This window comes from Mycobacterium sp. NTMscope_MAC_12 (assembly GCF_976985675.1).
Map to the genome: position 1 here is coordinate 3,685,603 of NZ_CDRJYY010000001.1, position 24,928 is coordinate 3,710,530.

Sequence of the window (24,928 nt, forward strand, 5' to 3'; positions counted from 1 at the left end):
TCAGCACCCCGCATACGACCGGGCCGCGTCCACGATCGCGGCGAACAACCGCAGATCCTCCAGGGACTGTTCCGGATGCCATTGCACGGCAAGCACAAACCGGTCCCCGGGGAGCTCCAGGGCCTCGACGACGCCGTCGGCATCGGTCGCGCTGACCACCAGCCCGTCCCCGACGCGGTCGATGGCCTGGTGGTGATAGCACGGGGCGTCGGCGCTCTCCCCCACCAGCGCGGCCAGCCGGGTGCCCGCCACGGTGCGCACCGGCAACCGGGTGAACACCCCGTCGCCGGCGCGGTGCCCGCAGTGCCCGAGCACGTCGGGCAGGTGCTGGTGCAGCGTGCCGCCGAGCGCGACGTTGAGCACCTGTGCGCCGCGGCAGATCCCGAGCACCGGCAGCCCCCGGTCCAGCGCGCCGCGCAGCAGCGCGAACTCCCAGGCGTCGCGGTCGGTGCGGGGTTCGTCGGTCGCCGGATGCGGTTGCTGGCCGTAGCTGGCGGGGTCGAGGTCATAGCCGCCGGTGATCACCAGCGCGTGCAGGCCGTCGAGCACCGCGCCGACGATCTCGGCGTCCACCGGTTGCGGGGGCAGCAGCACGGCGATCCCGCCGGCCTGGATGACGCCCTCGAAGTAGTCGGTCGGCAGGTATCCGGCCGGGATGTCCCAGATCCCGGTCTGCACCCGCTCCAGGTACGTGGTCAGGCCCACCACCGGGCGGCTTGGTGCCTGTGGCGATCGCAAGCGCGGCGCAGCCGGGCGCAGCGGGTCGCCACCATCCAGCTCAGAGCCGTTCAAAACCACGCGTCCTTTCCCAGTCGGTGACCGCCGCGTTGAAGGCCGCCAGCTCCACGCGGGCGTTGTTCAGGTAGTGGGCGACCACGTCGTCGCCGAACACCTCCCGCGCGAGGGTCGAGCGCTCGAAGGCCGAGGCCGCCTCGGCCAGGGTGGCGGGCAGCCGCTCGACGCCGGGGGCGTGATAGGCGTTCCCCGCGTAAGGCTCCGGTGGCTCGAGGCCCCGTTCGACACCGTACAGCCCGCCGGCGACGATCGCCGCCACCGCCAGATACGGGTTGACGTCGCCGCCGGGCACCCGGCACTCGACCCGGGTGTTGGGCCCGTGGCCGACCACCCGCAGTGCGCAGGTGCGGTTGTCCAGCCCCCAGGCCAGCGCGGTGGGCGCGAAGCTGCCGTCGGCGAATCGCTTGTAGGAGTTGATGTTCGGCGCATAGAACAGGGTGAAGTCGCGCAGGGTGGCCAGCAGGCCGGCCAGGAAGCTGCCGAATGTCGACGACATGCCGTGCGGGCGGCCGGGGTCGGCGAACACCGCGCTACCCTGCGGGTCGCGCAGCGAGAGGTGTACGTGGCAGCTGTTGCCTTCTCGCTCATCGTATTTCGCCATGAAGGTCAGGCTTTTGCCGTGCTGATCGGCGATCTCCTTGGCCCCGTTCTTGTAGATGACGTGGTTGTCGCAGGTGACCAGCGCCTCGTCGTAGCGGAATCCGATCTCCTGCTGCCCCCTGTTGCATTCGCCTTTGACGGCCTCGAATTGCAGTCCCGCGCCGGCCATCCCGCGCCGGATGTCGCGCAGCAGCGGCTCCATGCGCGACGACGCCGCGATCGCATAGTCGATGTTGTAGTCGCTGGCCGGGGTCAGCCCGCGGTATCCGCTGGCCCACGCCTGGCGATACGGCTCGTCGAACACCATGAATTCCAGCTCGGTCGCGGCGTCGGCGATCAGCCCGCGCTGGGCCAGCCGGTCGAGTTGGCGGCGCAGGATGGCCCGCGGCGACACGGCGACCGGGCTGCCGTCCGCCCAGCCCACGTCGGCGATCACCAACGCGGTCCCGGGCAGCCAGGGAATGCGCCGCAGGGTGGACAGGTCAGGCGTCAGCACCGCGTCGCCGTATCCGGTGTCCCAGCTCGACATCGCGTAGCCACCGACGGTGTTCATGTCGACGTCGACCGCCAGCAGATAGCCGCAGCACTCTGCGCCGTGGGCGGCCACCTCGTCGACGAACAGGTGCGCGTCCACCCGCTTGCCGACCAGGCGTCCCTGCATGTCGGCGAATGCCACGATGACCGTGTCCACCGCGCCGCCGGCCACCAGTTGCTGCAGGGCGGTCAGCGAGAGCATCGCGGCGTTCGGGCCGGTCACGGCGTCATCTTCGGAGGCCATGACCGCTAGTCAACCAGGCGCTACCAGGTGCTGGTGCGCAAAATGATCTCGGCGGCCAATTGCGCCGTCGACTCCTGCACGGTGCGCCGTCCCAGGTGCACCACCCGGTAGTCGGCGTAGACGTACTGCTGGCTGGCCTGGGCCACCGACCGGGCGGCCGGCGAGCTGACCAACACGGTGGTGCCGATCTCGACCGGCGGGCAATGTCCGTCGCGGATGGCGCCGTCGCGGTCGCCGGCGCGCGGATGCCCGCGATCGATCACCACCAGTCCCACGAACCGGCCCAGCCGGGTCGCCGTCAGTTCCCAGGCGAGGTCGCCGCCGGCGCGGTCGCCCATGACGACGGCCCAGCCGATTCCCAGCGCGTCGAGAATGCCGATCACCGACTTGGGGGTCAGCCGCGGGTCGAAACCGACGACGACCGTCCGCAGCGATGCGGTGTGCAGGCGCTCGCAGACCGCGTCATACGCGGCGGGGGCGCGCTCCTCGTCGCCCAATATGACGACGACGACGCCCGTCTCCGGTCCGGCCACAACGACCGGGACCGGGAACCCCTCCAGGGTGGTCATCATCGAGGACACCCAAGCACGCTACAGCCAAACGGCATGGGTGCGCGACGATTCTGGGGCATGTGATACAGGGACACAGTTTCCACCGGCATCGTATGACGGCGTTACGGCCACGGCGTCAACGGCGATGTTCACTTCGCGACGTCGACGAAAGTCCTACGGGCGCAACCGACTTACGAGACAGGGCCGCGTCGGTGGCGGCCCGTGCAGCAGCCCGAGGACGGCGTCGACGTCGAGGTGGGCGGCCAGCAGGTCGGCGGCGAGATCGAGTTGGGCGTCGCGTCGCGCCGCGACGTTGGTGCCGTCGTCGACGACGAAGCCGCGCCGGCCGGCGGCGTCGGCGACCCGGGTGAGCCAGGCGCGCCGGAAGTCGTCGTTGTCGAGCAGGCCGTGCCAATGCGTCCCAAAGACCGCGCCGCGCACCACACCTTGCGGTCGCGGCTCGGCGCCCGCGTCGAACCACGTTTGCTCGGCGCAGCGGGCAATCCGCCCGTGGTGGATCTCGTACCCGCTCAAGGGACCGTCGATCCCACGTTGCCAGCGGCGCAAGGTCTTGGCCGGATCGAAGGCGATGTCGGCGTCCAGCAGGCCCAGCCCCGGCACGTCGCCCGCCCCGGACTCCACCGGGTCGTCGATGCGACGGCACAGCATCTGAAATCCCCCGCAGATCCCCAGCACCGGCTTGCCGGCCCGCGCGTGCGCCATGACTGCCTCGGCCAGGCCGCGCTCGCGCAGCCAGGACAGGTCGGCGACGGTGGCCTTGCTGCCGGGGACGACGATCAGGTCGGCGTCGGCCGCGTCGGCGGGGTCGGCGGCCCAGCGCACCAACACCCCCGGTTCGCACGCCAGCGCCTCGACGTCGGTGGAGTTGGAAATCCGGGGCAGCCGGACCGCCGCCACCCGCAACCACTCGTCACCGCGCGGCGGGGCGGGCGCGCCGATGACGCGGTGCGCGACCACCGACAGGGAGTCCTCGGCGTCGAGCCACAGCTCGTCGGCGTACGGCAGCACCCCGTAGGTGGGCCGGCCCGTCATGGCCTGCAGCTGGCGCAATCCCGGCTCCAGCAGCGCGGGATCGCCCCGGAATTTGTTGACGATGAAACCGGAGATCAGCGCCTGGTCGTCGGGCTCGAGCACCGCGACCGTGCCGAACAGGTGCGCGAGCAGGCCGCCGCGGTCGATGTCGCCGACCAGGACCACCGGCAGGTTGGCCTCCCGGGCCAATCCCATGTTGGCCAAATCCGTGGCGCGCAGGTTGATTTCGGCGGGAGAGCCCGCACCCTCGCAGATCACTGCGTCGAATTCGTCGCGCAGGCACGTCAATTCGTCGAGCACGACGGCGGCGAGCTGATCGCGGTGTCGCACATAGCTTTTCGCGCTGACCGAGTCGGCGACCCGGCCCTTGATCACGAGCTGCGAGGTGCGGTCGCTGCCCGGTTTGAGCAGGATCGGGTTGAACCGCACGCTGGGTTCCAGACCGGCCGCGCGGGCCTGAATCGCCTGGGCGCGGCCGATTTCGCCGCCTTCGACGGTGACCACGGAGTTGTTGGACATGTTCTGCGCCTTGAACGGGGCGACCCGAATTCCGCGGCGGGCCAGTAGCCGGCACAGGGCGGCGACCACCACCGATTTGCCGGCGTCGGAGCTGGTGCCGGCGACCAGCAGCGCCCCGCTCACCTCGTCGTGGCGAGCAGTGGGAGCCTCACGGCAGCGTGAGGATTTCGGCGCCGGTGTCGGTGACCAGCAGGGTGTGCTCGAACTGCGCGGTCCACTTGCGGTCCTTGGTGACCACCGTCCAGCCGTCGTCCCAGATCTCGTAGTCCAGGCCGCCGAGGTTGATCATCGGCTCGATGGTGAACGTCATGCCCGGCTGCATGATCGTCGACACGGATGGCTGGTCGTAGTGCAGGACGACCAGGCCGTTGTGAAACGTGGTGCCGATGCCGTGACCGGTGAAGTCGCGAACCACGTTGTAGCCGAACCGATTCGCGTACGACTCGATGACGCGGCCGACGACCGACAGGGCACGCCCGGGCTTCACGGCGTTGATGGCGCGCATCGTCGCCTCCCGGGTTCGCTCCACCAGCAGCCGGTGTTCTTCCGAGACATCGCCGGCCAGGAACGTGGCGTTGGTGTCGCCGTGCACCCCGTCGATGTAGGCGGTGACGTCGATGTTGACGATGTCGCCGTCGGCGATCACCGTCGAGTCGGGGATGCCGTGGCAGATGACCTCGTTGAGCGACGTGCAGCACGACTTCGGAAAGCCCTTGTAGCCCAGCGTCGACGGGTAGGCGCCGTGGTCGACCATGTATTCGTGGGCGATCCGGTCAAGCTGGTCGGTGGTCACGCCCGGCGCGACCGCCTTGCCGGCCTCCACCAGCGCGCGCGCCGCGATGCGGCCGGCGACCCGCATCTTCTCGATCACCTCGGGCGTCTGCACCCACGGTTCGCTGCCCTCCTGGACCGTCGGCTTCCAGGCGTACTCGGGGCGCGGGATGCTGCCGGGCACCGGCAGAGTCGGGGACAACTCTCCGGGGGAAAGCGCGGTGCGAGCGGGCATGCGACCAGCTTAACCGGGCCCCCCGGGCCGATCAGAGTCGCTGGCGGCGCAGCAGCGAGCGGCGCGGGCCCCGGATGATCACCGAGCCGCACACCACCCGCCCGGTCAGCACGACGTGCGGCCTGCCCTCGCCGGGCGGGTCTTTGCGGCGATCGCTGGCGCTGCCGACGTAGACCTCGACGTCGTCGATCGACGCGCTGGCGCCATCGGGCAATCGGATCTCCACCGAGCCGAACCGCATGTCCAGTTCGATGACCACCACCGGCCCGGCGAACCGGGCCTTGGTGAGGTCGAGTTCCACCGAGCCCAGCCGGCGCACCAGCGCCAGGCGGGTGGGCACCGTCCATTCGCCGTGCCGCTTGAGCGAGCCCGCCCAGCCGCGCAGTTCCACCCTGTCGGCCGCCGAGGTGACGATGGCGCCCGGCCCCGGCAGATCGCCGACCAGACCGTCCAGCTCGCCGCGCGTGCGCGCGTAGGACACCTGCGACGAGCGCTGCTCGAATTCGTCGATGTCGATCAGCCCGAGCGCGACCGCGTTGTGCAGCCGCCGCATCGTGCCGTTGCGGTCGGCGTCGGAGACGCGCAGCGCCACCATGTCGCCGCCGGTATCGGTCATGCTCGCAATTTACCGTCGATGCGGCCCGGGCGGTCTGGGCGCTAGGCCAGAAAGTCTGGCGGCAGCGACTCGAGCATCACCTTGGTCATCCGGACGGCGTACTCCGAGCTGCCACCCCCGACGATCAGCGCGGCGAACGCGAGATCGCCGCGGTAGCCGGCGAACCAGGAATGCGACCCGCCGGGGAACTCGGCCTCACCGGTCTTCCCGTACACCTCGCCGCAGCCGGCGATCTCCTTGGCGGTCCCGTTGGTCACCACCAGCCGCATCATGGGCCGCAACGCGTCCACCATCTTCGGGCTGATCGGCGTGGTATCGCCCTGGACGGCCGTCTGGCGGCCCGCGATCAGTTGCGGCACGGGCGTCTTGCCGGCGGCGACCGTCGCCGCCACCAGGGCCATGCCGAACGGACTGGCCAGCACCTTGCCCTGGCCGAAGCCGTCCTCGGTGCGCTCGGCGAGGTCCACCGTCGGCGGGACCGAGCCGGTCACCGTGGTGATGCCGTCGATCTGATAGTCCAGCCCGATCCCGTAGCGGGAGGCCGCCTGGGTCAGGCCGCGCGGGGGCATCTTGCTGCTGAGCTCGGCGAAGGTGGTGTTGCACGAGCTGGCGAACGCCCGCGACATCGGCACCACCCCGAGGTCGAAGCCCCCGTAGTTGGGGACGGTGCGGTGCCCGATGTCGAGATGGCCCGGGCAGCCCAGCATGGTGTTGGGGGTGGCCATGTCGCGTTCGACCGCCGCGCCGGCGGTGACCATCTTGAACGTCGACCCGGGCGGGAACAGCCCGGTGGTGGCCGGTAGGCCGTCGGCGTCGGCGCCCGCGTTCTGGGCGATCGCGAGGATCTCTCCGGTCGACGGCTTGATCACCACGATCATCGCCTTGCCGCCGCGGGTGTCCACGGCATGCTGGGCGGCGTTTTGCACGGCCCGGTCCATGGTGAGCGACACCGACGGGGCCGGTGACCCCTCGACCTCGTGCAGCACTTCGACCTCGACGCCGTTCTGGTTGACGCTCACCACCCGCCAGCCGGCCTCGCCGTCGAGCTGGTCCTCGACGGCCTTCTTCACCGCGGAGACGACCGCGGGCGCGAAATGCGGGTCGGTGGGCAACATTTCGGGCTGGGGCGTGACCACGATGCCGGGCAGCCGGCCGATCGCCGGGAACACCTTGTCGTTGTCGTCGGGGTGCAGCGTGACGCCCAGGTCGACCGGGTGGGGCGTCGAACTGGCCTGCTCGGCGAGCAGCTGCGGGTCATTGAGCGCATCGTTGAAGGGGTGCAGCACGTCGACCACCGCGTGCGCCGTGCCGAACAGCGCGGGCCCAGCCTGGGTGGCGTCCAGCGTGTAGTGGTACAGGTAGCCCGGCACCAACACGTCGCTGCCACCGAGTTCGTTGACCGAGGCGCGGCGCGGCCGATCCGCGCGCAGCGCGAACGTCTGGTGCTCACCCAATTTCGCGTGCAGCGCGGTGGTGGTCCAGCGCACCCGCCAGCGACCCTCGTCGCGCGCCATCCTCAGCTGCCCGTCGTAGCTCCACACCCGGTTTTTGGGCAGGTGCCAGGCGAAGCGATAGCCGACCGTGCCGGTGTCCTCGGCGTACTTGGCGTTGAGGACCTGCGCGTCGAGGTGGGTCGCCTGCAGGCCGGACCAGGCCGCGTTGAGCGCTTCGCGGGCGTCGTTGGGGCTGTCGCTGAGCTGTGCGGCCGTCGCGGTGTCGCCGACGGCCAGGGCGCGGAAGAACTGCTCCGCGACCGGACCCGGGCCGTCGGGCCGCGGCGTGCACCCGGACAGCGCGACGACCGCGACGAGCAGCAGACCTGAAACGGATGAGGCCGCTGTTGTTCTAGTTACCATCGGTGCTGATGTTATGAGCTGCGGCCTGAACCGCGGCGCCGCCACACCGAGACCGAACCGTTATGCGTGGTCGCGGTAGCTCGCCCCGACGCCGAGGGCCCGGGCAGCCGGGCGTTCGCCGGCCGCGCCCGTCCAGCCGGGGAGCGCAGCTAGTCGAGCAACACCGTCGCGAAGGTGCCGATCTCGGCGAAGCCCACCCGGGCATAGGCGGCGCGCGCCACCGCGTTGAAGTCGTTGACGTAGAGGCTGGCGGTCCGCCCACTGCCGACGATCACCGCGGCGACCGTGGCGGTGCCGGCGGTGCCCAATCCCAGGCCGCGCCACTCCGGGTGCACCCACACCCCCTGGATTTGCCCCACCCCCGGCGACTGCGAGCCCACCTCGGCCTTGAAGACGACCTGGCCGTGCTCGAACCGCGCCCAGGCGCGGCCGGCCGTGATGAGGCTGGCCACGCGTCGCCGGTAGCCGCGACCGCCATCCCCGATCCGCGGGTCGACGCCCACCTCGCCGATGAACATGTCGACGGCCGCCACCAGGTAGGCGTCCAGCTCCTCCGGCCGGACCTGGCGCACCGCCGTGTCGATCTCGCAGCTCGGGTGGGTGGACAACGCCAGCAGCGGCTGGCGGTCGCGCACATCGCGGGCCGGTCCCCACGCCGCCTCGAGGCGCTCCCACATCGGCATCACCAGGCCGGCCCTGCCGACCAGCGACGAGCAGCGCCGCGTCCCGCGCATGGCCTCGTCGGCGAACGCGCTCAGATCGGCCCGCGCGCCGCGCAGCGGGATCAGGTTGGCGCCGGCGAAGCACAGCGATTCGTCGGCGCCCCGCAGCGTCCACAGTTCCCCGCCAATGGAATTGGGGTCGATGCCGTGGTCCGCCACGCGGGCCGCGACCATGCACGACGCGACGGGATCGTCCTCGAGCACCCGCCACACCGCGGCCGCATCACGCACCACGGACACCCGTCGCTCGCCAACTAGGCGGAAGAGGGGCGGAGCCGACATGTGGCGAACTCTCTGTGGTGCGAACTCAGGGCTGGGGCGCTGGCCTTTATCAGCTTACGGTCACAACCGGCGAACCGCTCGATGTTGTGTCCGGTCCGTGACCGCCGCCCATTTCGGCGGCGATGCGCATCGCCTCCTCGATCAACGTCTCGACGATCTGCGCTTCGGGCACGGTCTTGATCACCTCGCCGCGAACGAAGATCTGCCCCTTGCCATTTCCCGATGCGACGCCGAGGTCGGCCTCGCGGGCCTCCCCCGGGCCGTTGACGACGCAGCCCATCACGGCGACGCGCAGCGGGACGTCGAGGCCGTCGAGACCCGCCGAGACGGCGTTGGCCAGGGTGTAGACGTCGACCTGCGCGCGACCGCACGACGGGCAGGACACGATCTCGAGCCCGCGCGGGCGCAGGTTCAGCGACTCGAGGATCTGGATGCCGACCTTGACCTCTTCGACCGGCGGCGCCGACAGCGACACCCGGATGGTGTCGCCGATCCCGCGCGACAGCAGCGCGCCGAAGGCGACGGCCGACTTGATGGTGCCCTGGAAGGCGGGGCCGGCCTCGGTGACGCCGAGGTGCAACGGATAGTCGCACCGCTCGGCCAGTTGCTCGTAGGCGGCGACCATCACCACCGGGTCGTTGTGCTTGACGCTGATCTTGATGTCGCCGAAGCCGTGTTCCTCGAACAGCGAGGCCTCCCACAGCGCGGACTCGACCAGCGCCTCGGGGGTGGCCTTGCCGTACTTCTCCAGGAACCGCTTGTCCAGCGAGCCCGCGTTGACGCCGATGCGGATCGGGATGCCGGCCGCCCCGGCGGCCTTGGCGACCTCGCCGACGCGGCCGTCGAATTCCTTGATGTTGCCCGGGTTCACCCGCACCGCGGCGCATCCGGCGTCGATGGCGGCGAAGATGTACTTCGGCTGGAAGTGGATGTCGGCGATCACCGGGATCTGGCTGTGCCGGGCGATCTCGGCCAGCGCGTCGGCGTCCTCCTGACGCGGGCAGGCCACGCGGACGATGTCACAGCCGGCGGCGGTCAGCTCGGCGATCTGCTGCAGCGTGGTGTTGACGTCATGCGTCTTGGTGGTGCACATCGACTGCACCGAAATCGGGTGGTCGCTGCCGACCCCGACGTCGCGGACCATCAGTTGGCGCGTGCGACGCCGGGGTGCAAGCGTGGGCGCCGGAGCGTCCGGCATGCCCAGGCCAATGGTCATTTGCGCCGCTCCTCCTCATCGCTTCGCTCTGCATCGTCGCCAGCGCGGCTCACTGTTGATTCCTTCGGTTGGTTATCGAACCCGCGCGTGTCACTGGAAGAGCCTGATCGGATTGACCAGGTCGGCGGTCACGGTCAGCAGCATGTAGCCGACCACGAACACCAGCACGACGTACGTCGCGGGCATGAGTTTGAGGTAGTTCACCGGCGCGGCCGCGACCATGCCCCGGGCCGACCGGATCAGGTTGCGGACCTTTTCGAACATCGCGATGGCGATGTGCCCGCCGTCGAAGGGCAGCAGCGGCACCAGGTTGATCGCGCCCAGGATGAGGTTCAGCTGGGCCAGGAAGAACCAGAACGCCACCCACAGTCCGTGGTCGACGGTGTCGCCGCCGATGATGCTGGCTCCCACCACGCTCATCGGCGTCTGCGGGTCGCGCTGGCCGCCGCCGATCGCGTGCACCAGCGCCCCCACCTTCGTGGGAATCGTGACGAGCGCCTTGCCCACCTCGACGGTCAGGTCCCCGGCGAAGGCGAGACTGCCCGGGATCGCGGACAGCACCCCGTAGTGCGTCGGGCCGGTCCGCACGGCGCCGACGCCGATGGCGCCGACGGTCGACGCTTGCGGTTGGCCGCCCTGCCCGTCGGGCCCGTTGGTGAGGTAGCGCTGCGTGGGCGTGACGTTGACATAGGTGGTGATGGCCGTGCCGTCCCGCTCGGCGACGATCGGGGTGTTGCCGTGCACCTTGCGGATGGCCGCGGCCATCTCCTCGAAGGTCGACACCGGGGTGTCCCCCACCTTGACGATCACGTCGCCGGGGCGAATTCCGGCGAGTGCCGCCGGCCCGGGCCCAGTGCAGTCCGCGATCTTGCCGGGAGCCACTTCCGGTGCCACACAAGCGGTTTCACCGACCACCGCCTTGGTCGGGGGGTGCAGGTCGGGCAGACCCCAGACCAGCGCGATGCCGTAGAGCAGCACCAGGCAGATGACGAAGTTCGCGGCGGGCCCGGCGAAAAGCACCGCGACCCGCTTCCAGACCGCCTGCTTGAACATGGCGCGGTCGGTCTCGTCGGGCGCCAGCTCCTCCACCGAGGTCATGCCGGCGATGTCGCAGAAGCCGCCCAGCGGCACGGCCTTGAGGCCGTATTCGGTTTCACCGCGCCGGGTCGACCACAGCGTGGGGCCGAAACCGACGAAATAGCGGCGCACCTTCATGCCGGTGGCGCGCGCAACCCACATATGGCCGCACTCGTGCAGGGCCACCGAGATCAGGATGGCCAGTGCGAACAGCACAATGCCGATGACGAACATCATTAGGCTGCGAGGACCTTTCTCACACCGCTCCGGAGGCTTTGACCGACAATTTGGCGGGCTGCGCTTGTGCGACGGCACGCTGCGCCCGCTCCCGTGCCCAGCGCTGCGCGTCGAGTACCTCATCCACGTTAGCCGGTGATACGGCCCATTGGTCGGCGGCGTGCAGCACGTCGGCGATGGTTTTGACGATGGCACCGAACCCGATGCGGCCCGCCAGGAACGCCTCGGCCGCCTCCTCGTTGGCGGCGTTGTAGACGGCGGTCATGCAGCCGCCGGTCTGCCCGGCGTGGCGGGCCAACTCGACGGCGGGGAAGACATCGTTGTCCAGCGGCTCGAATTCCCAGCTAGACGCCGTGCTGAAGTCGCAGCAGGCGGCCGCCCCCGGCACCCGGTGCGGCCAGCCCAGGGCCAGCGAAATCGGCAGCTTCATGTCCGGCGGGCTGGCCTGGGCGATGGTCGAGCCGTCGACGAAGGTGACCATCGAATGAACGATCGACTGGGGGTGCACGACCACGTCGATGCGGTCGTAGGGAACGCCGAACAGCAGGTGGGTTTCGATCAGCTCCAGCCCCTTGTTGACCAGCGAGGCCGAGTTCAGCGTGTTCATCGGGCCCATCGACCACGTCGGGTGGGCGCCGGCCTGCTCGGGGGTGACGTCCTCGAGCTGGGCGGCGGTCCAGCCGCGGAAGGGGCCGCCGGAGGCGGTCAGCACCAGCTTGGCGACCTCATCGGCGGCTCCGCCGCGCAGGCATTGCGCCAGCGCGGAGTGTTCGGAGTCGACCGGCACGATCTGTCCGGGGCCGGCGGCCTTGAGCACCAGCGGGCCGCCGGCGATCAGCGATTCCTTGTTGGCCAGCGCCAGCCGGGCGCCCGACTCCAGCGCGGCCAGCGTGGGCCGCAGGCCCAGCGCCCCCACCAGCGCGTTGAGGACGACGTCGGCTTCGGTCTCCTGGACCAGCCGGGTCACCGCGCCGGGCCCGGAAAACGGGATGTCGCCGGCCCGCTGCGCCGCGCGTTCGTCCGCGACCGCGACGTTGGTCACACCGGTGGCGACGCGCTGGCGCAACAGCGTGTCCAGGTTCGCGCCGCCCGCGGCCAGGCCGACCACTTCGAAGCGATCCGGATTGGCCGCGATGACGTCCAGCGCCTGCGTGCCGATCGAGCCGGTGCTACCCAGCACCAGCACGCGCAGGCGGCCCGGGGTTTGCCCGTCGGTCGTCGGGTTGGTCACCCATTCATTGTGCCGCCCGGCACCGACGCGGGCCACGATGCGCCCGCCCGCCCGGCCGGCGGTTGTGCCAGAATCTGGGTTCAGCAAGCCGATCCGATCCGAAAGGGATTCGCCGTGGCCAGTACCGAGGTCGAACACTTCACCGGCGTCGACTCCGTCGAGGTGCCGTCGGCGGCGTGGGGTTGGAGCCGGATCAATCACCGGACCTGGCACATCGTCGGCCTGTGCATCTTCGGGCTGTTGCTGGCGATGCTGCGCGGCAACCACGTCGGCCACATCGAGGACTGGTTCCTGATCGGCTTCGCGACCCTGGTTCTGGTCGCCCTGATCCGCGACCTGTGGGGCCGCCGACGCGGCTGGATCCGCTAACCCGTCGAAGGTCGACTTGTGCAGCGAAATCGCGGTGTTTCGCCACAACGAGTCCACGTTGGGCGCTGAGAGCGGGCCACCGGCGCGCCCAGCGCGCTACCTGTTTTCGGCGGCCAGCTGCCCGCACGCGGCGCTGATCTCGCGGCCGCGCGTGTCGCGCACAGTGCAGGAGACGCCCTTGGCGCGTACGCGCCGCACGAATTCGCGCTCGACCGCCTTCGGGCTCGCATCCCACTCGCTGCCCGGCGTCGGGTTGAGGGGGATCAGGTTCACGTGCACCAACGGCCCCAGCGCGCGGTGCAGCCGCTGCCCCAGCAGATCCGCCCGCCACGGCTGGTCGTTGACGTCGCGGATCAACGCGTACTCCACCGACACCCGTCGGCCGGTGACGTCGGCGTAATAGCGTGCGGCGTCAAGCGCCTCGGCGATCTTCCACCGATTGTTGACCGGCACCAGCGTGTCGCGCAGGTCGTCGTCGGGCGCGTGCAGCGACAGCGCCAGCGTCACCGCGAGGGCTTCGTCGGCGAGTTTGCGGATCGCGGGCGCCAGGCCGACCGTCGACACCGTCACCGACCGGGCCGAAATGCCGAAGCCGTGGGGCGGCGCGGCGATGATGCGCCGCACGGCGGCCACCACCCGGGCGTAGTTGGCCAACGGCTCCCCCATGCCCATGAAGACGACGTTGGACAGCCGATCACCGAAGTCGTCGCGCAAGGCGGCGGCGCCGGCGCGCACCTGCTCGAGGATCTCGGCCGTCGACAGGTTGCGGCTCAACCCGCCCTGCCCCGTCGCGCAGAACGGACACGCCATGCCGCAGCCGGCCTGCGACGAGATGCACACCGTGTTGCGTTGCGGATAGCGCATCAGCACCGACTCCACCGTGACCCCATCGAGGGCGCGCCACAACGTCTTTCGCGTCTGGCCGGCATCGCAGGCGACCTCGGAGGCCGCCGTCAGCAGGATCGGGAACATCGTGTCGGCGATCGCGTCGCGCAGGCCCGCCGGAAGGTCGGTCATCTGCCGCGGGTCGGCGATCAGCCGGCCGTAGTACTGATGCGCCAACTGCTTGGCGCGAAAAGCGGGCAGGCCCAGCTCGGCGACGGCCGACGCGCGGCCATCCGCATCGAGATCGGCCAGGTGCCGCGGCGGCTTGCCGGGACGCGGCTCGGAGAACACCAACTGTTGAACCATGACCTGTCCAGTATCCGGCACGCCGCGGCCGGCCTACGGAACGAGTGTCAACACCGTCCAGGCCGCGACCGCCGACGGCAGGACGCCGTCGAGCCGGTCCATCAGTCCGCCGTGGCCGGGCAGCAGCCGGCCCATGTCCTTGATGCCGAGATCACGCTTGACCTGTGACTCCACCAGATCGCCGAGCGTGCAGGTCAGGACCAGGATCACCCCCAGCAGCGCGCCGATCCACGGTGGTTTGTCGGCCAGAAAGGTCGCGGTCAACGTGGCCGCGGTGACGCCCAGGACGAGCGAACCGGCGAACCCTTCCCAGGACTTCTTCGGGCTGATCGCCGGGACCATCGGGTGCTTGCCGAACAGCACGCCGACGGCGTAGCCGCCGACGTCCGACGCGACCACCGTGATCATCAGGCAGAACACCCGCCCCGCCCCGTCGTGCGGGTAGACGAGCAGCACCCCGAACGATGCGAACAACGGCACCCAGGCGGCCAGGAAAACGGTGGCGGACGCGTCGCGCAGGTAGTTCGCCGACGCCGAGCCGTCGAACGGCTCGGGCCGCTTGCGGTTGTCCTGCATGAACAGCCGCCACACGTTGCAGACCACCACGGTGACGCCGAACCCGGCAAGCGCGCCCGCGGCGTGGAACGGCCAGGTCAGCCAGACCGTGAGCTGGCCTCCGGCCAGCAGCGGAATGACCGGAATGACATATCCCGCTTCGCGCAGCCGGCGAACCACCTCGTGCGTGGCCACCACGATGGCGAGCGCGACGATGGCCACCCAGAAGCGGGGAGCGAACACCAGCGTGACGACCAGGACGCCGCCGATGCCGGCGCCCACCGCGATCGCGGCGCGCAGGTCGCGTCCGGCCCGCGAGGTCTTTTTGGCGGGGTGCCCGGTCGTCTTCTTGGCCGCGGCCGCCGGCTGGTCGGGCGGTGTGCCTGCGCCGGGTTCTGGGGTAGCCACGGGCCTGAATCAACTTAGCTGCCGAGCGGTCGCTAGACCTCCAGCAGCTCGCCTTCTTTGTGCTTGACCAACTCTTCGATCTGGGTGGTGTACTGATGCGTGGCCTTGTCCAGGTCCTTTTCGGCCCGGCCGACCTCGTCCTCGCCGGCCTCGCCGTCCTTGCGGATGCGGTGCAGCTCCTCCATCGCTTTGCGGCGGATGTTGCGCACCGAGACCTTGGCGTCCTCCCCCTTGCTCTTGGCCTGTTTGACCAGCTCCCGGCGGCGTTCCTCGGTGAGCTGCGGGACCGCCACCCGGATCAGGGTGCCGTCGTTGGTGGGGTTCACGCCCAGATCGGAGTTGCGGATCGCCGTCTCGATCGCGCCCACCTGGCTGGCCTCGTAGGGCTTGATCACCACCAGCCGCGCCTCGGGGACGTTGATGCTGGCCAGTTGCGTGATGGGGGTGGCGGAGCCGTAGTAGTCGATCACAATCCGCGAGAACATGCCCGGGTTGGCGCGCCCGGTGCGGATGGTCGACAAGTCGTCACGGGCAACCGCGACGGCCTTCTCCATTTTCTCTTCGGCGTCGAAGAGAGCCTCGTCAATCATTAGCGCCACTCCTCCTCAGGTGGTGACCAGAGTCCCGATCTTCTCACCAGCGACCGCCCGGGCGATATTGCCATTGGTCAGCAGGTTGAACACCAGGATCGGCATGCCATTGTCCATGCACAGGCTGAAGGCGGTTGCATCGGCCACTCGTAGCCCGCGGTCGATGACCTCGCGATGACTGATCGCGGTGATCAATTCGGCCTCGGGATACTGCCGCGGGTCCGCGGAGAAGACGCCGTCGACGGCCTTGGCCATCAACACCACCTCGGCGCCGATCTCCAACGCCCGCTGCGCGGCGGTGGTGTCGGTGGAGAAGTACGGCAGGCCCATGCCGGCGCCGAAGATCACCACCCGTCCCTTTTCCAGGTGGCGTACCGCGCGCAAGGGCAGGTAGGGCTCGGCGACCTGGCCCATGGTGATCGCGGTCTGGACGCGGGTGACGATGCCTTCCTTCTCCAAGAAGTCTTGCAGCGCGAGGCTGTTCATGACGGTGCCCAGCATGCCCATGTAGTCCGAACGGGTGCGTTCCATGCCGCGCTGCTGCAGTTGCGCGCCCCGGAAGAAGTTGCCGCCGCCGATCACGACGGCGACTTGGACACCGCCACGGACCACCTCGGCGATCTGCTGCGCCACCTGCGCCACGACGTCGGGATCCAAACCCACCTGGCCGCCGCCGAACATTTCGCCGCCAAGCTTGAGCAGCACTCGCGAATACCTGGCCCGTGTCAGCGGCTGGCCGGAAGCCAATCCGTTCGTCGGCTCCTGCCTTCCAGGCGCCGGGCCGGCGACGTGGGGCTCCCTGGACTCCGTCATCAGACTCCTCGCATGAGAGTGCCATCCCGGGCGATCTCATCCGGAACGGCATTTCACATCCTGCCTCATCGCAGCACAATGCGGCATCGGCGGGGTGCATTATGCGCACAGTTGGCGTGCCGGAGCGATTTTCGAGTCTGCCGGTACCGGATTGCCTGGCGTCCCGCGCGGCGTTTGAGCCATGGACGGCAGGGGAACCCGCTACAACGCGGTGACACATGCGGTCTTGAGCAAAAAGGGCCGGCTTCACCGTATGACCGGGTCGATCGCTCGCGATCGTCGTTGAGCGTGGATCGCTCACAGTACGCCAACGAGGAGGAACGGATCCATGGCGGAAGAGAACAAGTCAGGACCCGCGGAAGCGGTGAAGGGCGTCGTCGAGGACGTCAAGGGTAAGGCCAAGGAGGCCGTAGGCGCGGTGGCCGGTCGCGATGACCTCACCCGTGAGGGCCAGGCGCAGCAAGACAAGGCCGAAGCGCAGCGCGACGCGGCGAAGAAGGAAGCCGAGGCCGAAGCCGCACGCGGCGGCGCCGAGGCGGCCGAGCAACGCCAGAAGTCCAACCAGTAAACCTGCTGGGAAAGATGGGTCCGGTCCGTGAAAACGGGCCGGGCCCATCGACTTTCTTGGCACCAACGGCCTGAGTTTGCATAGCTTTGCATAATTTTCGGCGGAGCGGGTACACACGCCTAGCGCTGCCAGACATCTCGCGCGAGGCGCCTACGGACCGGGGGGAACGCAGGGACCTCACGAGGTTTGGAGATGTCGTTGGACATGTCGATGGACATTGTGGTGCTCACCGACGAGGCCGATTTCGAATCGGCCTTACCGGATCTGGCAACGGTCGCGCTTCCGGCGCGCGCGGCGTTGACCGCCCACACCGACGGTCATTGCGCCACTGCCGACGTGGCGATCATCGACGCGCGCAGCAACGTGGCTGCGGCTCAGGCGGTTAGCCGTCGACTGGCGGCCCACAATCCCGCAACCGCGGTGGTGGCCCTGGTCGCGCCGGCGGATTGCGCCGCGGTCGACGGCGATGGCAATTTCGATGACGTGATGCTGCCCGGCACCGGCGGGGACGAGCTGCGGGCGCGGTTGCGGCTGGCGGTCGGCCGCCGTCGCGGCACCGCCGACGGCACGCTGAAATTCGGCGATCTTCGCCTGCATCCGGCCAGCTTCACCGCGTCGCTGGACGGCCACGACCTCGCCCTGACACTGACCGAGTTCAAATTGCTGAATTTCCTTGTGCTGCATGCCGGTCAGGCATTCACCCGCACCCGGCTGATGCAGGAGGCGTTGGGTTATGACAGCAGCAGCCGGGCCCGTACCGTCGACGTCCACATTCGGCGACTGCGCGCCAAACTCGGAGCCCGGCACGAATCCATGGTCGACACCGTCCGCGGGGTCGGTTACCGAGCGGCGACGCCCCCGCAACCGGAGTGGATCGTCGGCGATCCGGCGCTGACGCCCCCGCGCTGATACCCGCGGCCGCAACAGCTTTCGCGGTACGTCACCCGAAGAACGGGAAGGCGCGCTTGCGCGCGAGCGCATCCATGCCTTCCTGGATGGAATCCTGCACCTCGTGGTATTTGCGGTCGATGTATTCCTCGTCGTCCACCCGCGCGGGATCGTGGTCGAGTTCCACCGCGGGCATGAAGCGCGTCCTGATCTTGGCCGGTAGCGGCAGCTGGGGAAGCGCCGCCGGCGCGATCCCCCACGGCAACGAGATCGCGAGGGGGAATACCTTGAGCCGCAGTAGACGGTCCAGTTGCAAGGCTTTTGACAGCCGGTCGCCGCGGATCAGCACGGGCATCGCATCGGCCCCGCCGACGGTCGCGATGGGCACGATCGGCACCCCGGCCCGGATCGCCATCTTGACGAAGCCCGTCCGGCCCGCGAGGTTGGCGCGATCGCGCTCGGTCCACGGGCGCAGCGAATCCACTTCCCCACCGGGCCACAGCGCGACGTCACGCCCTTCGGCCAAGGCGGTGGCGATGGCGTCCGGCGCGGCTGGGAGGACCCCCATCGATCGGAAGTAGCGCCCGAACAACGGGATTGCCATCAACGCGTCATGGGCGGTGCCATGCAGTGTGCGGTCCTGGCCGAACCGTCGCCACCATTGCAGACCGACCGTCCAGGCGTCCCACACGAACGGGGCCCCGGAGTGGATCCCGACCAGCAGCGCCGGCGGTGATTCCGGAATGTTCTCCCACCCGTCGATCTCCATCCGAAACCAGTAGTCCACCAGCACATTCCACAGATATTTCTGTCGCTGCAGGGTGGCCTCGTCCTGGCCGGAGAGATCCCAGCGGCCGGCGCGCTCGGCAACCCAGCCGCTGAGCCCCCCGTTGTGTTCGCTGCGCCGCTCTTCCATCGCCGCGCGCGTTTGCTCGGCGTTGCGTTGCGCTTGTTTGCGCACGCTCGCCGGTCTGTGGTCCGGGTTACTCATGGATGCCGGATACCCGGTTCGGGCGCGCGCGATTCCCCCAGCCGAAAAACTTCCCGCACCGTTTCGGGCGCGGGGAGTTTTTACGGCCGGATCAGGCGATCAGGCGCTGGGCGCCGGCGCCGGGGCCGGCGGCGCACCGGGTGCCGGGCTGTTCGGCGCGCCGGGCGCCGGGCTGTTGATCGTCCCGGACGCCGAGCCGCCCTCCATGTTCGACGTCCAGATCAGAACGTCTTGCATTCCGTCGTTGTAGACGACGCCGTTGGGGGGTGCGCCGGTCACGTCGAAATACAGCGTGCCGGTGGACTCACTGCCCTGCGGGATCGGCGCGGGGCTGAGCCCGTTCGGCGTCCCGACCTTGTCGATCACCCGGTAGTTCTGCCCATTGGGTCCGCGGGCGATGAAGTCGTTGACCATCGGGGTCACCAGGCCGGCCTCCGACCGGGCACTGATGTCCGCCTGGTAGAGCGTGCCTTTGGGCGTGTAGCCCGGGATGGTGACATTGCTCGGCTGCAGGTTGCTCACGGTGTAATTGGTGATCAGGGCGCCGTCCACGAGCTGTTCGCTGGTGCCGAATCCCTGAATATTGGGCGGCGGCGAAGCCAGAGCCGGCGCCGCGGCGAAAACGCCCGCGGCCGCAATCCCGGCGGCGGCAAGTGTCTTAATGGCCGTCTTGGTGACCTTCATTCTTCATTCCTTTCGTCGCACACAATCGCCCCCCGTCAAGGGCATGCAGATATACGCAGCGAAATAGCCATCCGGCTACGGCCTTAAACATGTGTATTCCGCCGCATGCCAATACCCGGTCAGTTAGCTGCCGAAATAGGTTGTTTTCGCGGACAACACCTTTGGCAACAGGCATAACACCTGCATCATCCCTAACAGCGCTGCCCGCCGATTAGGCCGTGCGCCGCCGGGTAGTCGATGCGCTAAGGCGTTCCCGGCGCAGCGGGCAACGCTGGCCGAGATATCCGCGAAGGGGGCGATGAGGTGCAACGTGGTAACTCCAAGCACAGCTCACGGGAAGACGACGAACTCAAGCACGAATTGGAAGGCACGGTTCGCGGCAATCGTTCCAGCCGCAGCGAGGAGTGGCGGGACCCGGAGCCGCCGGCCGACGACGATCCGGACGTCCCGACCGCCGGCCCGACCCGCCGCGAATCGTAAAAGCGGAATCCGTCACGGCGCGGGCGCGCGTTTGCCCGCCGGCTTCTGAATGGCAAGGCGAACTTTCGAGCGAGGCAAAGGAAATCACATGGGTTTTACCCCGCAACAACAATCCGTCCCGGGCGTGCAGTCCCAGATGGATCCAATTCCCGATTGTGGTGAAAACACTTACCAGGGCTCGGGAAAACTCCTCGGCAAAAAGGCGATCATCACCGGCGGCGACAGCGGCATCGGGCGCGCCGTCGCCATCGCCTTCGCGCGGGAGGGCGCCGACGTGCTGATCGCGTACCTCAACGAGGACGACGACGCGCGCGACGTGGCCCGCTACGTCACCAACGCCGGACGCAAATGCGTGCTGGTGCCCGGTGACCTCTCCGATGCCGCCCACTGCCGCGCCGTCGTGGACCGGGCGGTGCAGGAATTGGGCGGCGTCGACATCCTGGTCAACAACGCCGCGTATCAGATGATGCGCAAAAGCCTCGACGAGATCAGCGACGAGGAGTGGGATTACACCTTCCGGCTCAACGTGGGCGCGTATTTCTACCTCGCCAAGGCGGCCCTGCCGTACATGAACGCCGGCTCGTCGATCATCGGCAGCTCATCGGTCAACTCCGATAGCCCCAATCCGACCCTGGCGCCCTACGCGGCGACCAAGGCGGCGATCGCCAATTTCTCCGCCAGCCTGGCGCAGTTGTTGGGCGAGAAGGGAATTCGCGTCAACAGCGTGGCTCCCGGCCCGATCTGGACACCGCTGATCCCGGCCACCATGCCACCGGACAGCGTGGAGTCCTTCGGCGACAACGTGCCCCTCGGGCGAGCCGGCCAGCCCGCCGAACTCGCGCCGATCTACGTGCTGCTGGCCTCCGATGACGCGAGCTACATCTCCGGGGCGCGGGTGGCCGTCACGGGCGGCCGACCGATTTTGTAGGCGGCGATCCTCGCGCGTCATCGGGCAGGTGTAACGAGGCGCTCACCGGGGTACAGCCCGGACGGGCGAACGGGAAAGGATGGCACCGATCGTGGCCATCGGAAACGGTCAGCGGCGAAAGCTGCGACGGCGGTGGTCTGTCGCCGCGGCCGCCGGAATCATGGCGGTGGCAGGATGTTCCGCGCCCGGATCGTCACTGGAAAGCGCGCCGGCGGTCAGTATGGCGGCCGTCGGCGCCGCCATGCATGACCCGGTGTGGTCGTATCACGACAACGACCTGCTGGGCCTGACCGACGATCACCGCCTGGCCGCGGTCACCTACGCCGGCCCGGGCACCGCCCACACCCGGCTGTCGGCCCCGATGGGGTCTGGGCGCAACCTGCAGATCAGCCAGAAGGACGACCGCCACGTCTTCGTGCCGCAGCCGGAGCGCGGCAAGGTCGCCGTCGTCGACATCGCGACCCTGCAACCGGTCGCCGAATTCGACGCCGGCCCCGCACCGTCCTACCTCGCCGAAGACGCCGGCATGCGGGTGCTGCTGGCGCTGGCCGCGGACGGCTCGTCGGTGACGCCGGTGGACCAGTACGGCTTCCGCAAGCTCCCGACGGCGACCTACACCGGCCAGGCCGCCGACACCATCGACGGGTCCAACCGCGGGCGGGAAATCGAGTACCACCTCTACGGAGCTTCGGGGATCCGCTATTACAAGGGGCCCACGTCGCCACCCGAAAAGCGCGGCTCGCTGCCGATGGCCGTCGCCGTGTGGGCCGGCGACGGCACTCAGGTCACGCGCAGCTATGTGGCCGGCCGCGACGACAAGGTGCTGTACGCGGTCGACTCGCGTCGCGGCGGAGACGGGCTCGAAGTCCTTGCCCGAACCGAGCTCTCGTCGCCGATTCGCTATGTGGGCACCGACGACACCCGCATCTACGCGGCCACCGACCGCGACGTGGCGGTGCTGGAAACGGCGAGCTTCACCGGCTTTCCGAACGGGACCATCCGGGTGATCCGCACGATCGACTACCGGGCGGGGCTGCCGTCGGGCCCGATCGCCTCGGCGCCGCTGTCCGGGATGGCGATCGGTCCCAAGCGGGTGTATCTGACCCTGCGCGGCCAGCCCTACGTGATCAGCGTGGCGAAGCCACGCCTGTGAGGGGAGGGCCGATGAGCACCACAGCGCACAAACCCGAGCCGGTGGGTGTCGATGACGATCTCGAGCTGCTCGCCGAGCAGGTCGCGGCGCTCAGAGAGCTCGCGCGGCTCGACGACGTTCCCGAAGGGCAGGCCTACGACTTCGGAATCCGTTGGGGGGCAGCGCTCGCCGGGAGGTTCCGGCGGTTGGTGCACTACAGCTGCCTGGGCGTGCTCGACGACGCCGACGAACGACGGTTCCAATCCCTGTGTGACGACCTGCGTTCGGTGTCGGATTCGATCGAGAGATTCGATCTCGCCCGGCCCCGCTTCACCGATACCCCGAGCCACCCCAGGTTGCGCTAGCTTGTCTCGCCCTGGCGCGGCTCGCGATGTCCTCGATCTCGGAGATCTCTCGGTAGTCGGAGAGAAACTCGTTGGCCGGCAACACGATTCCGGTGCGCGGCGCGGGACATTCGGCGTTGCGGCAGGTCAACGCCACCATGAAGGCGTCGTCATCCTCGTCGAGGAACAGAAACCCGAGGTACAGCGCGCGCCCGACGGCGAAATCCTTGGCGCCGCACCCGGCACAGTGCCCACCCTTGACGGCTACCAGATCTGAAACCCGTTCGCGCTCAACGCTTTGCAGGTCGATCAGCTCGGGCCGCTCGCCGTCGGTGCGGGTCATGTCGGTCATATCAGATCTCCACGTCCTTGTCGTAGTGGACGTTGTCCTCGCGCCACCCGCCCAGACCGTGGCCGATGCCGGAATAGTCGTCGATGAATTCGATCTGGTTGATCCACTTCGCCATCTTGAAGCCGACCTGGGTCTCCACCCGCAACCGCAGCGGCGCGCCGTGCTTGATGGGCAGTGGCATTCCGTTCATCTCGTAGGCGAGCAATGTCTGTGGTTTGTAGGCGAGTTCGAGATCGATCACCTCGTAGAACTGGCCCTCCCCTTCCGCGCTGGGCTCGTCGCGGCCCGTGTCCTGCATGGTCAGAAAGCAGATGTATTTCGCCTGCGGGAGGGGACGAACATGGTCGGCGAGTTGGGCGAGCGGAACACCGCTCCACTGGCCGATGCTGGTCCAACCCTGCACGCAGTTGTGCATCACGCGTTGCGATTGCTGGTCGGCCAGGCCGCGCAACGCGTCCAGGTCCAGCGTCACCGGGTTTTCCACCAGGCCGCCCACCCGCACGCGCCAGTCGACGAAGTTGTGCACGGCCATCACCTTGTACTCAGCGCTCGTCGGCGGCTTGCCGTTGACCCGGTGTTCCTTGGAGGTCATCCGCTCGGGGTAGTTCTGCTTCGAATTCAGCGGCCGCAACAGGATTTTGCGGACGCGCGTGACGACGGCGCCGAGCACGCGGCGGACCTGAACGGGCCGCCGCAGACTCCACACCGTCGCCGCGACGTGGACGGCGACGATGGCCGCGATGATCACCAGCGAAAGCGCTGTGGCCCAACCGATGTTGCGCACGGAACCGAAGATCATCGATGCCGTGAGCTGGCCCCAACTCCAGAAGAAGATCATCGACAGGTGGATGACGATGAAGACCACAAAGGCGATCAGCCCGAGGAAATGCAGGCTCCGCGCCCATTGCCGGCCGCCCCACATGCGCACATACCAGGGAAATGCGGCCTCGATGGCCGGTGACTGGGCGGCGCCGGTCAGGATCTGGAACGGCGCCAGCACGAAGATGACACCCGCGTAGGTCAGCTTCTGGATGGCATCCAGGGGTTCACCCGGCAGCAGCGGCGGCAAATTGAAACTCATGTAGGTGACGATGTCGTCCCACGCCTCACCGAAGATCGACCACGACGCCGGCCAGTACCGGTGCCACTGGCCGGTGGCGAACAACAGGATGTAATACGACAGCCCGACGAGGACCCAGCCGATCACCGAGAAGAAGTGCCAGTGCCGACCCATGCCCAGTTTCTTGTGGCCGGGCAACGAAAACAGCGAGTTGTAGTCCTCCTCCTCGTCGAGGGTGTCGTAGAGCTTGTTGATCGGCATTTCCTTGACCGTGAAGCGCGCCCACTCGGTGCCCGGCTTGCTGTCGTCGTGCCAGTACAACTTCGGGTGCGTGGACAAGATCTCGATGCCGCTGCGGATCACCAGCGTCAAAAACAGGACATTGAGCCAGTGGTCGATGCGCAGCCACGCCGGATAGTCGAGCACTGTCATGTCGTCACCGTTCAGTCGTGCCAGTTCTGTCGTTGCGGGTATGCCACGTTGATGCCGGACAGCACCGTGGTGTGTACGGCGATGAAGCCCCCGGCGAACGCCATGGCAAACGTCCCCGGCGCGAGGTCCCAGCGGCCGGTCACCGCCACCAAGCCCGGCAGGCTGACAAACCGGCTGACCAGATAGATCACCAGAAACGCCGCGCACATCAGGCTGCCGGCGAACCAACCCGCTTGCGGCACACGGGGTTTGACGGCAAACACCATCGCGGTGACCGCGCCCAGGCAGGCGGCGATCAGCACGGCCACATACACCCAGAAATAGAGCGGCAAACCCGGCCGGGTCGCCGCCACATAGGCATGCACCGCCACCAGGCCGATGAGCAGCGATGCGCCCAACGCGGTTACCGCGCGCGGCAAATCGAAGGCGACGTAGCCGTTGAGCGTGAGCAGGGGCGAGGACAGCACCTTGTGCCACGCTTTGAGCCCCAGTCGCCCCAAAAGACCGGCCATTGCGGCTGACTACCCCGCCTGATCGGCGCACAAACGGCGACAACGCGACCGCGACCGGCTCACTGCGCGGCGCGGGCGAAGCCCACTGCCCC

The 24,928-nt window shown here is 68.6% G+C and carries 27 protein-coding genes; 7 read left to right on the forward strand and 20 right to left on the reverse strand.

All coding sequences use genetic code 11. The features are described from left to right. From AC0KS4_RS16845 to dxr, 11 genes are all read right to left on the reverse strand, one after another. Positions 1–798: a gamma-glutamyl-gamma-aminobutyrate hydrolase family protein gene (locus tag AC0KS4_RS16845; protein WP_238956456.1), complete on the reverse strand. Its 798-nt coding sequence runs from the start codon at positions 796–798 to the stop codon at positions 1–3. Next, on the reverse strand, positions 779–2,173 hold the full coding sequence (locus AC0KS4_RS16850; protein WP_275254179.1) for a glutamine synthetase family protein: 1,395 nt from the start codon (positions 2,171–2,173) through the stop codon (positions 779–781). Before AC0KS4_RS16850 ends, AC0KS4_RS16845 begins: the two co-directional genes overlap by 20 nt. A gap of 20 nt (positions 2,174–2,193) precedes the next feature. Then, positions 2,194–2,745 carry an alpha/beta hydrolase gene (locus AC0KS4_RS16855; RefSeq protein ID WP_225328598.1) on the reverse strand — a complete coding sequence of 184 codons (552 nt, stop codon included), beginning with the start codon at positions 2,743–2,745 and terminating at the stop codon, positions 2,194–2,196. 153 nt (positions 2,746–2,898) lie between these two features. Further along, positions 2,899–4,419, reverse strand: coding sequence for a cobyric acid synthase (locus AC0KS4_RS16860; protein ID WP_238956457.1), 1,521 nt, complete (start codon positions 4,417–4,419; stop codon positions 2,899–2,901). A 25-nt stretch (positions 4,420–4,444) separates the two neighbouring features. Continuing rightward, on the reverse strand, positions 4,445–5,302 hold the full coding sequence (gene map, locus AC0KS4_RS16865) for a type I methionyl aminopeptidase (protein ID WP_238956458.1): 858 nt from the start codon (positions 5,300–5,302) through the stop codon (positions 4,445–4,447). Positions 5,303–5,333: 31 nt separating this feature from the next. Beyond that, positions 5,334–5,918 (reverse strand): DUF1707 SHOCT-like domain-containing protein, encoded by a 585-nt coding sequence (locus tag AC0KS4_RS16870; protein WP_225328544.1) that lies wholly within the window; start codon positions 5,916–5,918, stop codon positions 5,334–5,336. A gap of 41 nt (positions 5,919–5,959) precedes the next feature. Next, entirely contained in the window at positions 5,960–7,774 is a 1,815-nt protein-coding gene (locus AC0KS4_RS16875) for a penicillin-binding transpeptidase domain-containing protein (protein WP_238956459.1), read from the reverse strand. Between the two features lie 149 nt (positions 7,775–7,923). Further along, the gene (locus AC0KS4_RS16880) at positions 7,924–8,778 is read right to left on the reverse strand and encodes a GNAT family N-acetyltransferase (protein ID WP_238956460.1); all 855 of its coding nucleotides are present in this window, start codon (positions 8,776–8,778) and stop codon (positions 7,924–7,926) included. Positions 8,779–8,827: 49 nt separating this feature from the next. Beyond that, the gene (gene ispG / locus AC0KS4_RS16885; protein ID WP_225328547.1) at positions 8,828–9,994 is read right to left on the reverse strand and encodes a flavodoxin-dependent (E)-4-hydroxy-3-methylbut-2-enyl-diphosphate synthase; all 1,167 of its coding nucleotides are present in this window, start codon (positions 9,992–9,994) and stop codon (positions 8,828–8,830) included. A 90-nt stretch (positions 9,995–10,084) separates the two neighbouring features. Next, on the reverse strand, positions 10,085–11,308 hold the full coding sequence (locus tag AC0KS4_RS16890) for a M50 family metallopeptidase (protein WP_238956461.1): 1,224 nt from the start codon (positions 11,306–11,308) through the stop codon (positions 10,085–10,087). Positions 11,309–11,327: 19 nt separating this feature from the next. Then, the gene (dxr, locus tag AC0KS4_RS16895; protein ID WP_238956462.1) at positions 11,328–12,539 is read right to left on the reverse strand and encodes a 1-deoxy-D-xylulose-5-phosphate reductoisomerase; all 1,212 of its coding nucleotides are present in this window, start codon (positions 12,537–12,539) and stop codon (positions 11,328–11,330) included. Positions 12,540–12,653: 114 nt separating this feature from the next. Here dxr and AC0KS4_RS16900 point away from each other — a divergent pair, with 114 nt between their 5' ends. Then, the gene (locus AC0KS4_RS16900; RefSeq protein WP_225328550.1) at positions 12,654–12,908 is read left to right on the forward strand and encodes a DUF2631 domain-containing protein; all 255 of its coding nucleotides are present in this window, start codon (positions 12,654–12,656) and stop codon (positions 12,906–12,908) included. 96 nt (positions 12,909–13,004) lie between these two features. Here AC0KS4_RS16900 and rlmN read toward each other — a convergent pair whose 3' ends face one another. The 4 genes from rlmN to pyrH are packed head-to-tail and all read right to left on the reverse strand — an operon-like array spanning position 13,005 to position 16,465. Further along, a complete protein-coding gene (gene rlmN / locus AC0KS4_RS16905) occupies positions 13,005–14,099 on the reverse strand; it encodes a dual-specificity RNA methyltransferase RlmN (RefSeq protein WP_225328551.1) in 1,095 nt (364 codons plus the stop codon). Positions 14,100–14,132: 33 nt separating this feature from the next. Next, entirely contained in the window at positions 14,133–15,062 is a 930-nt protein-coding gene (locus tag AC0KS4_RS16910) for a phosphatidate cytidylyltransferase (protein ID WP_225328552.1), read from the reverse strand. 32 nt (positions 15,063–15,094) lie between these two features. Next, positions 15,095–15,652, reverse strand: a complete 558-nt coding sequence (frr, locus tag AC0KS4_RS16915) for a ribosome recycling factor (RefSeq protein WP_238956463.1) — start codon at positions 15,650–15,652, stop codon at positions 15,095–15,097. A 15-nt stretch (positions 15,653–15,667) separates the two neighbouring features. After that, positions 15,668–16,465: a UMP kinase gene (pyrH, locus tag AC0KS4_RS16920; RefSeq protein WP_238956464.1), complete on the reverse strand. Its 798-nt coding sequence runs from the start codon at positions 16,463–16,465 to the stop codon at positions 15,668–15,670. Between the two features lie 328 nt (positions 16,466–16,793). Between pyrH and mbp1 the strand changes: the two genes are divergently transcribed. Together mbp1 and AC0KS4_RS16930 are read left to right on the forward strand one after the other, a co-directional pair. Continuing rightward, positions 16,794–17,033: a microaggregate-binding protein 1 gene (gene mbp1, locus AC0KS4_RS16925; RefSeq protein ID WP_225328554.1), complete on the forward strand. Its 240-nt coding sequence runs from the start codon at positions 16,794–16,796 to the stop codon at positions 17,031–17,033. A 204-nt stretch (positions 17,034–17,237) separates the two neighbouring features. Further along, positions 17,238–17,942 carry a winged helix-turn-helix domain-containing protein gene (locus AC0KS4_RS16930; RefSeq protein ID WP_238957343.1) on the forward strand — a complete coding sequence of 235 codons (705 nt, stop codon included), beginning with the start codon at positions 17,238–17,240 and terminating at the stop codon, positions 17,940–17,942. Between the two features lie 31 nt (positions 17,943–17,973). On the opposite strand, the gene AC0KS4_RS16935 is transcribed toward AC0KS4_RS16930, so the two are convergent. Both AC0KS4_RS16935 and AC0KS4_RS16940 read right to left on the reverse strand, forming a co-directional pair. Then, on the reverse strand, positions 17,974–18,912 hold the full coding sequence (locus tag AC0KS4_RS16935; RefSeq protein ID WP_225328555.1) for a lysophospholipid acyltransferase family protein: 939 nt from the start codon (positions 18,910–18,912) through the stop codon (positions 17,974–17,976). A gap of 99 nt (positions 18,913–19,011) precedes the next feature. Beyond that, complete coding sequence (locus AC0KS4_RS16940) at positions 19,012–19,596, reverse strand: MPT63 family protein (RefSeq protein WP_238956465.1); 585 nt, start codon at positions 19,594–19,596, stop codon at positions 19,012–19,014. Between the two features lie 303 nt (positions 19,597–19,899). On the opposite strand from AC0KS4_RS16940, the gene AC0KS4_RS16945 reads away from it, so the two are divergent. The 4 genes from AC0KS4_RS16945 to AC0KS4_RS16960 all read left to right on the forward strand — a co-directional run bounded on the left by AC0KS4_RS16945 (position 19,900) and on the right by AC0KS4_RS16960 (position 22,501). Beyond that, positions 19,900–20,076, forward strand: coding sequence for a hypothetical protein (locus AC0KS4_RS16945; RefSeq protein WP_020188525.1), 177 nt, complete (start codon positions 19,900–19,902; stop codon positions 20,074–20,076). An 88-nt stretch (positions 20,077–20,164) separates the two neighbouring features. Next, complete coding sequence (locus AC0KS4_RS16950) at positions 20,165–21,004, forward strand: SDR family oxidoreductase (protein ID WP_225328557.1); 840 nt, start codon at positions 20,165–20,167, stop codon at positions 21,002–21,004. A 79-nt stretch (positions 21,005–21,083) separates the two neighbouring features. Beyond that, entirely contained in the window at positions 21,084–22,157 is a 1,074-nt protein-coding gene (locus AC0KS4_RS16955) for a YncE family protein (protein ID WP_238956466.1), read from the forward strand. A gap of 11 nt (positions 22,158–22,168) precedes the next feature. Continuing rightward, positions 22,169–22,501 carry a hypothetical protein gene (locus tag AC0KS4_RS16960; protein ID WP_238956467.1) on the forward strand — a complete coding sequence of 111 codons (333 nt, stop codon included), beginning with the start codon at positions 22,169–22,171 and terminating at the stop codon, positions 22,499–22,501. On the opposite strand, the gene AC0KS4_RS16965 is transcribed toward AC0KS4_RS16960, so the two are convergent. The 3 genes from AC0KS4_RS16965 to AC0KS4_RS16975 are packed head-to-tail and all read right to left on the reverse strand — an operon-like array spanning position 22,467 to position 24,836. Next, the gene (locus AC0KS4_RS16965; protein ID WP_238956468.1) at positions 22,467–22,832 is read right to left on the reverse strand and encodes a hypothetical protein; all 366 of its coding nucleotides are present in this window, start codon (positions 22,830–22,832) and stop codon (positions 22,467–22,469) included. The two genes, AC0KS4_RS16960 and AC0KS4_RS16965, sit on opposite strands and share 35 nt — an antisense overlap. 1 nt (position 22,833) lies before the next feature. Further along, positions 22,834–24,324 carry a molybdopterin-dependent oxidoreductase gene (locus AC0KS4_RS16970; protein ID WP_238956469.1) on the reverse strand — a complete coding sequence of 497 codons (1,491 nt, stop codon included), beginning with the start codon at positions 24,322–24,324 and terminating at the stop codon, positions 22,834–22,836. A gap of 11 nt (positions 24,325–24,335) precedes the next feature. Further along, complete coding sequence (locus tag AC0KS4_RS16975; protein WP_238956470.1) at positions 24,336–24,836, reverse strand: oxidoreductase; 501 nt, start codon at positions 24,834–24,836, stop codon at positions 24,336–24,338. Positions 24,837–24,928: the final 92 nt, after the last annotated feature.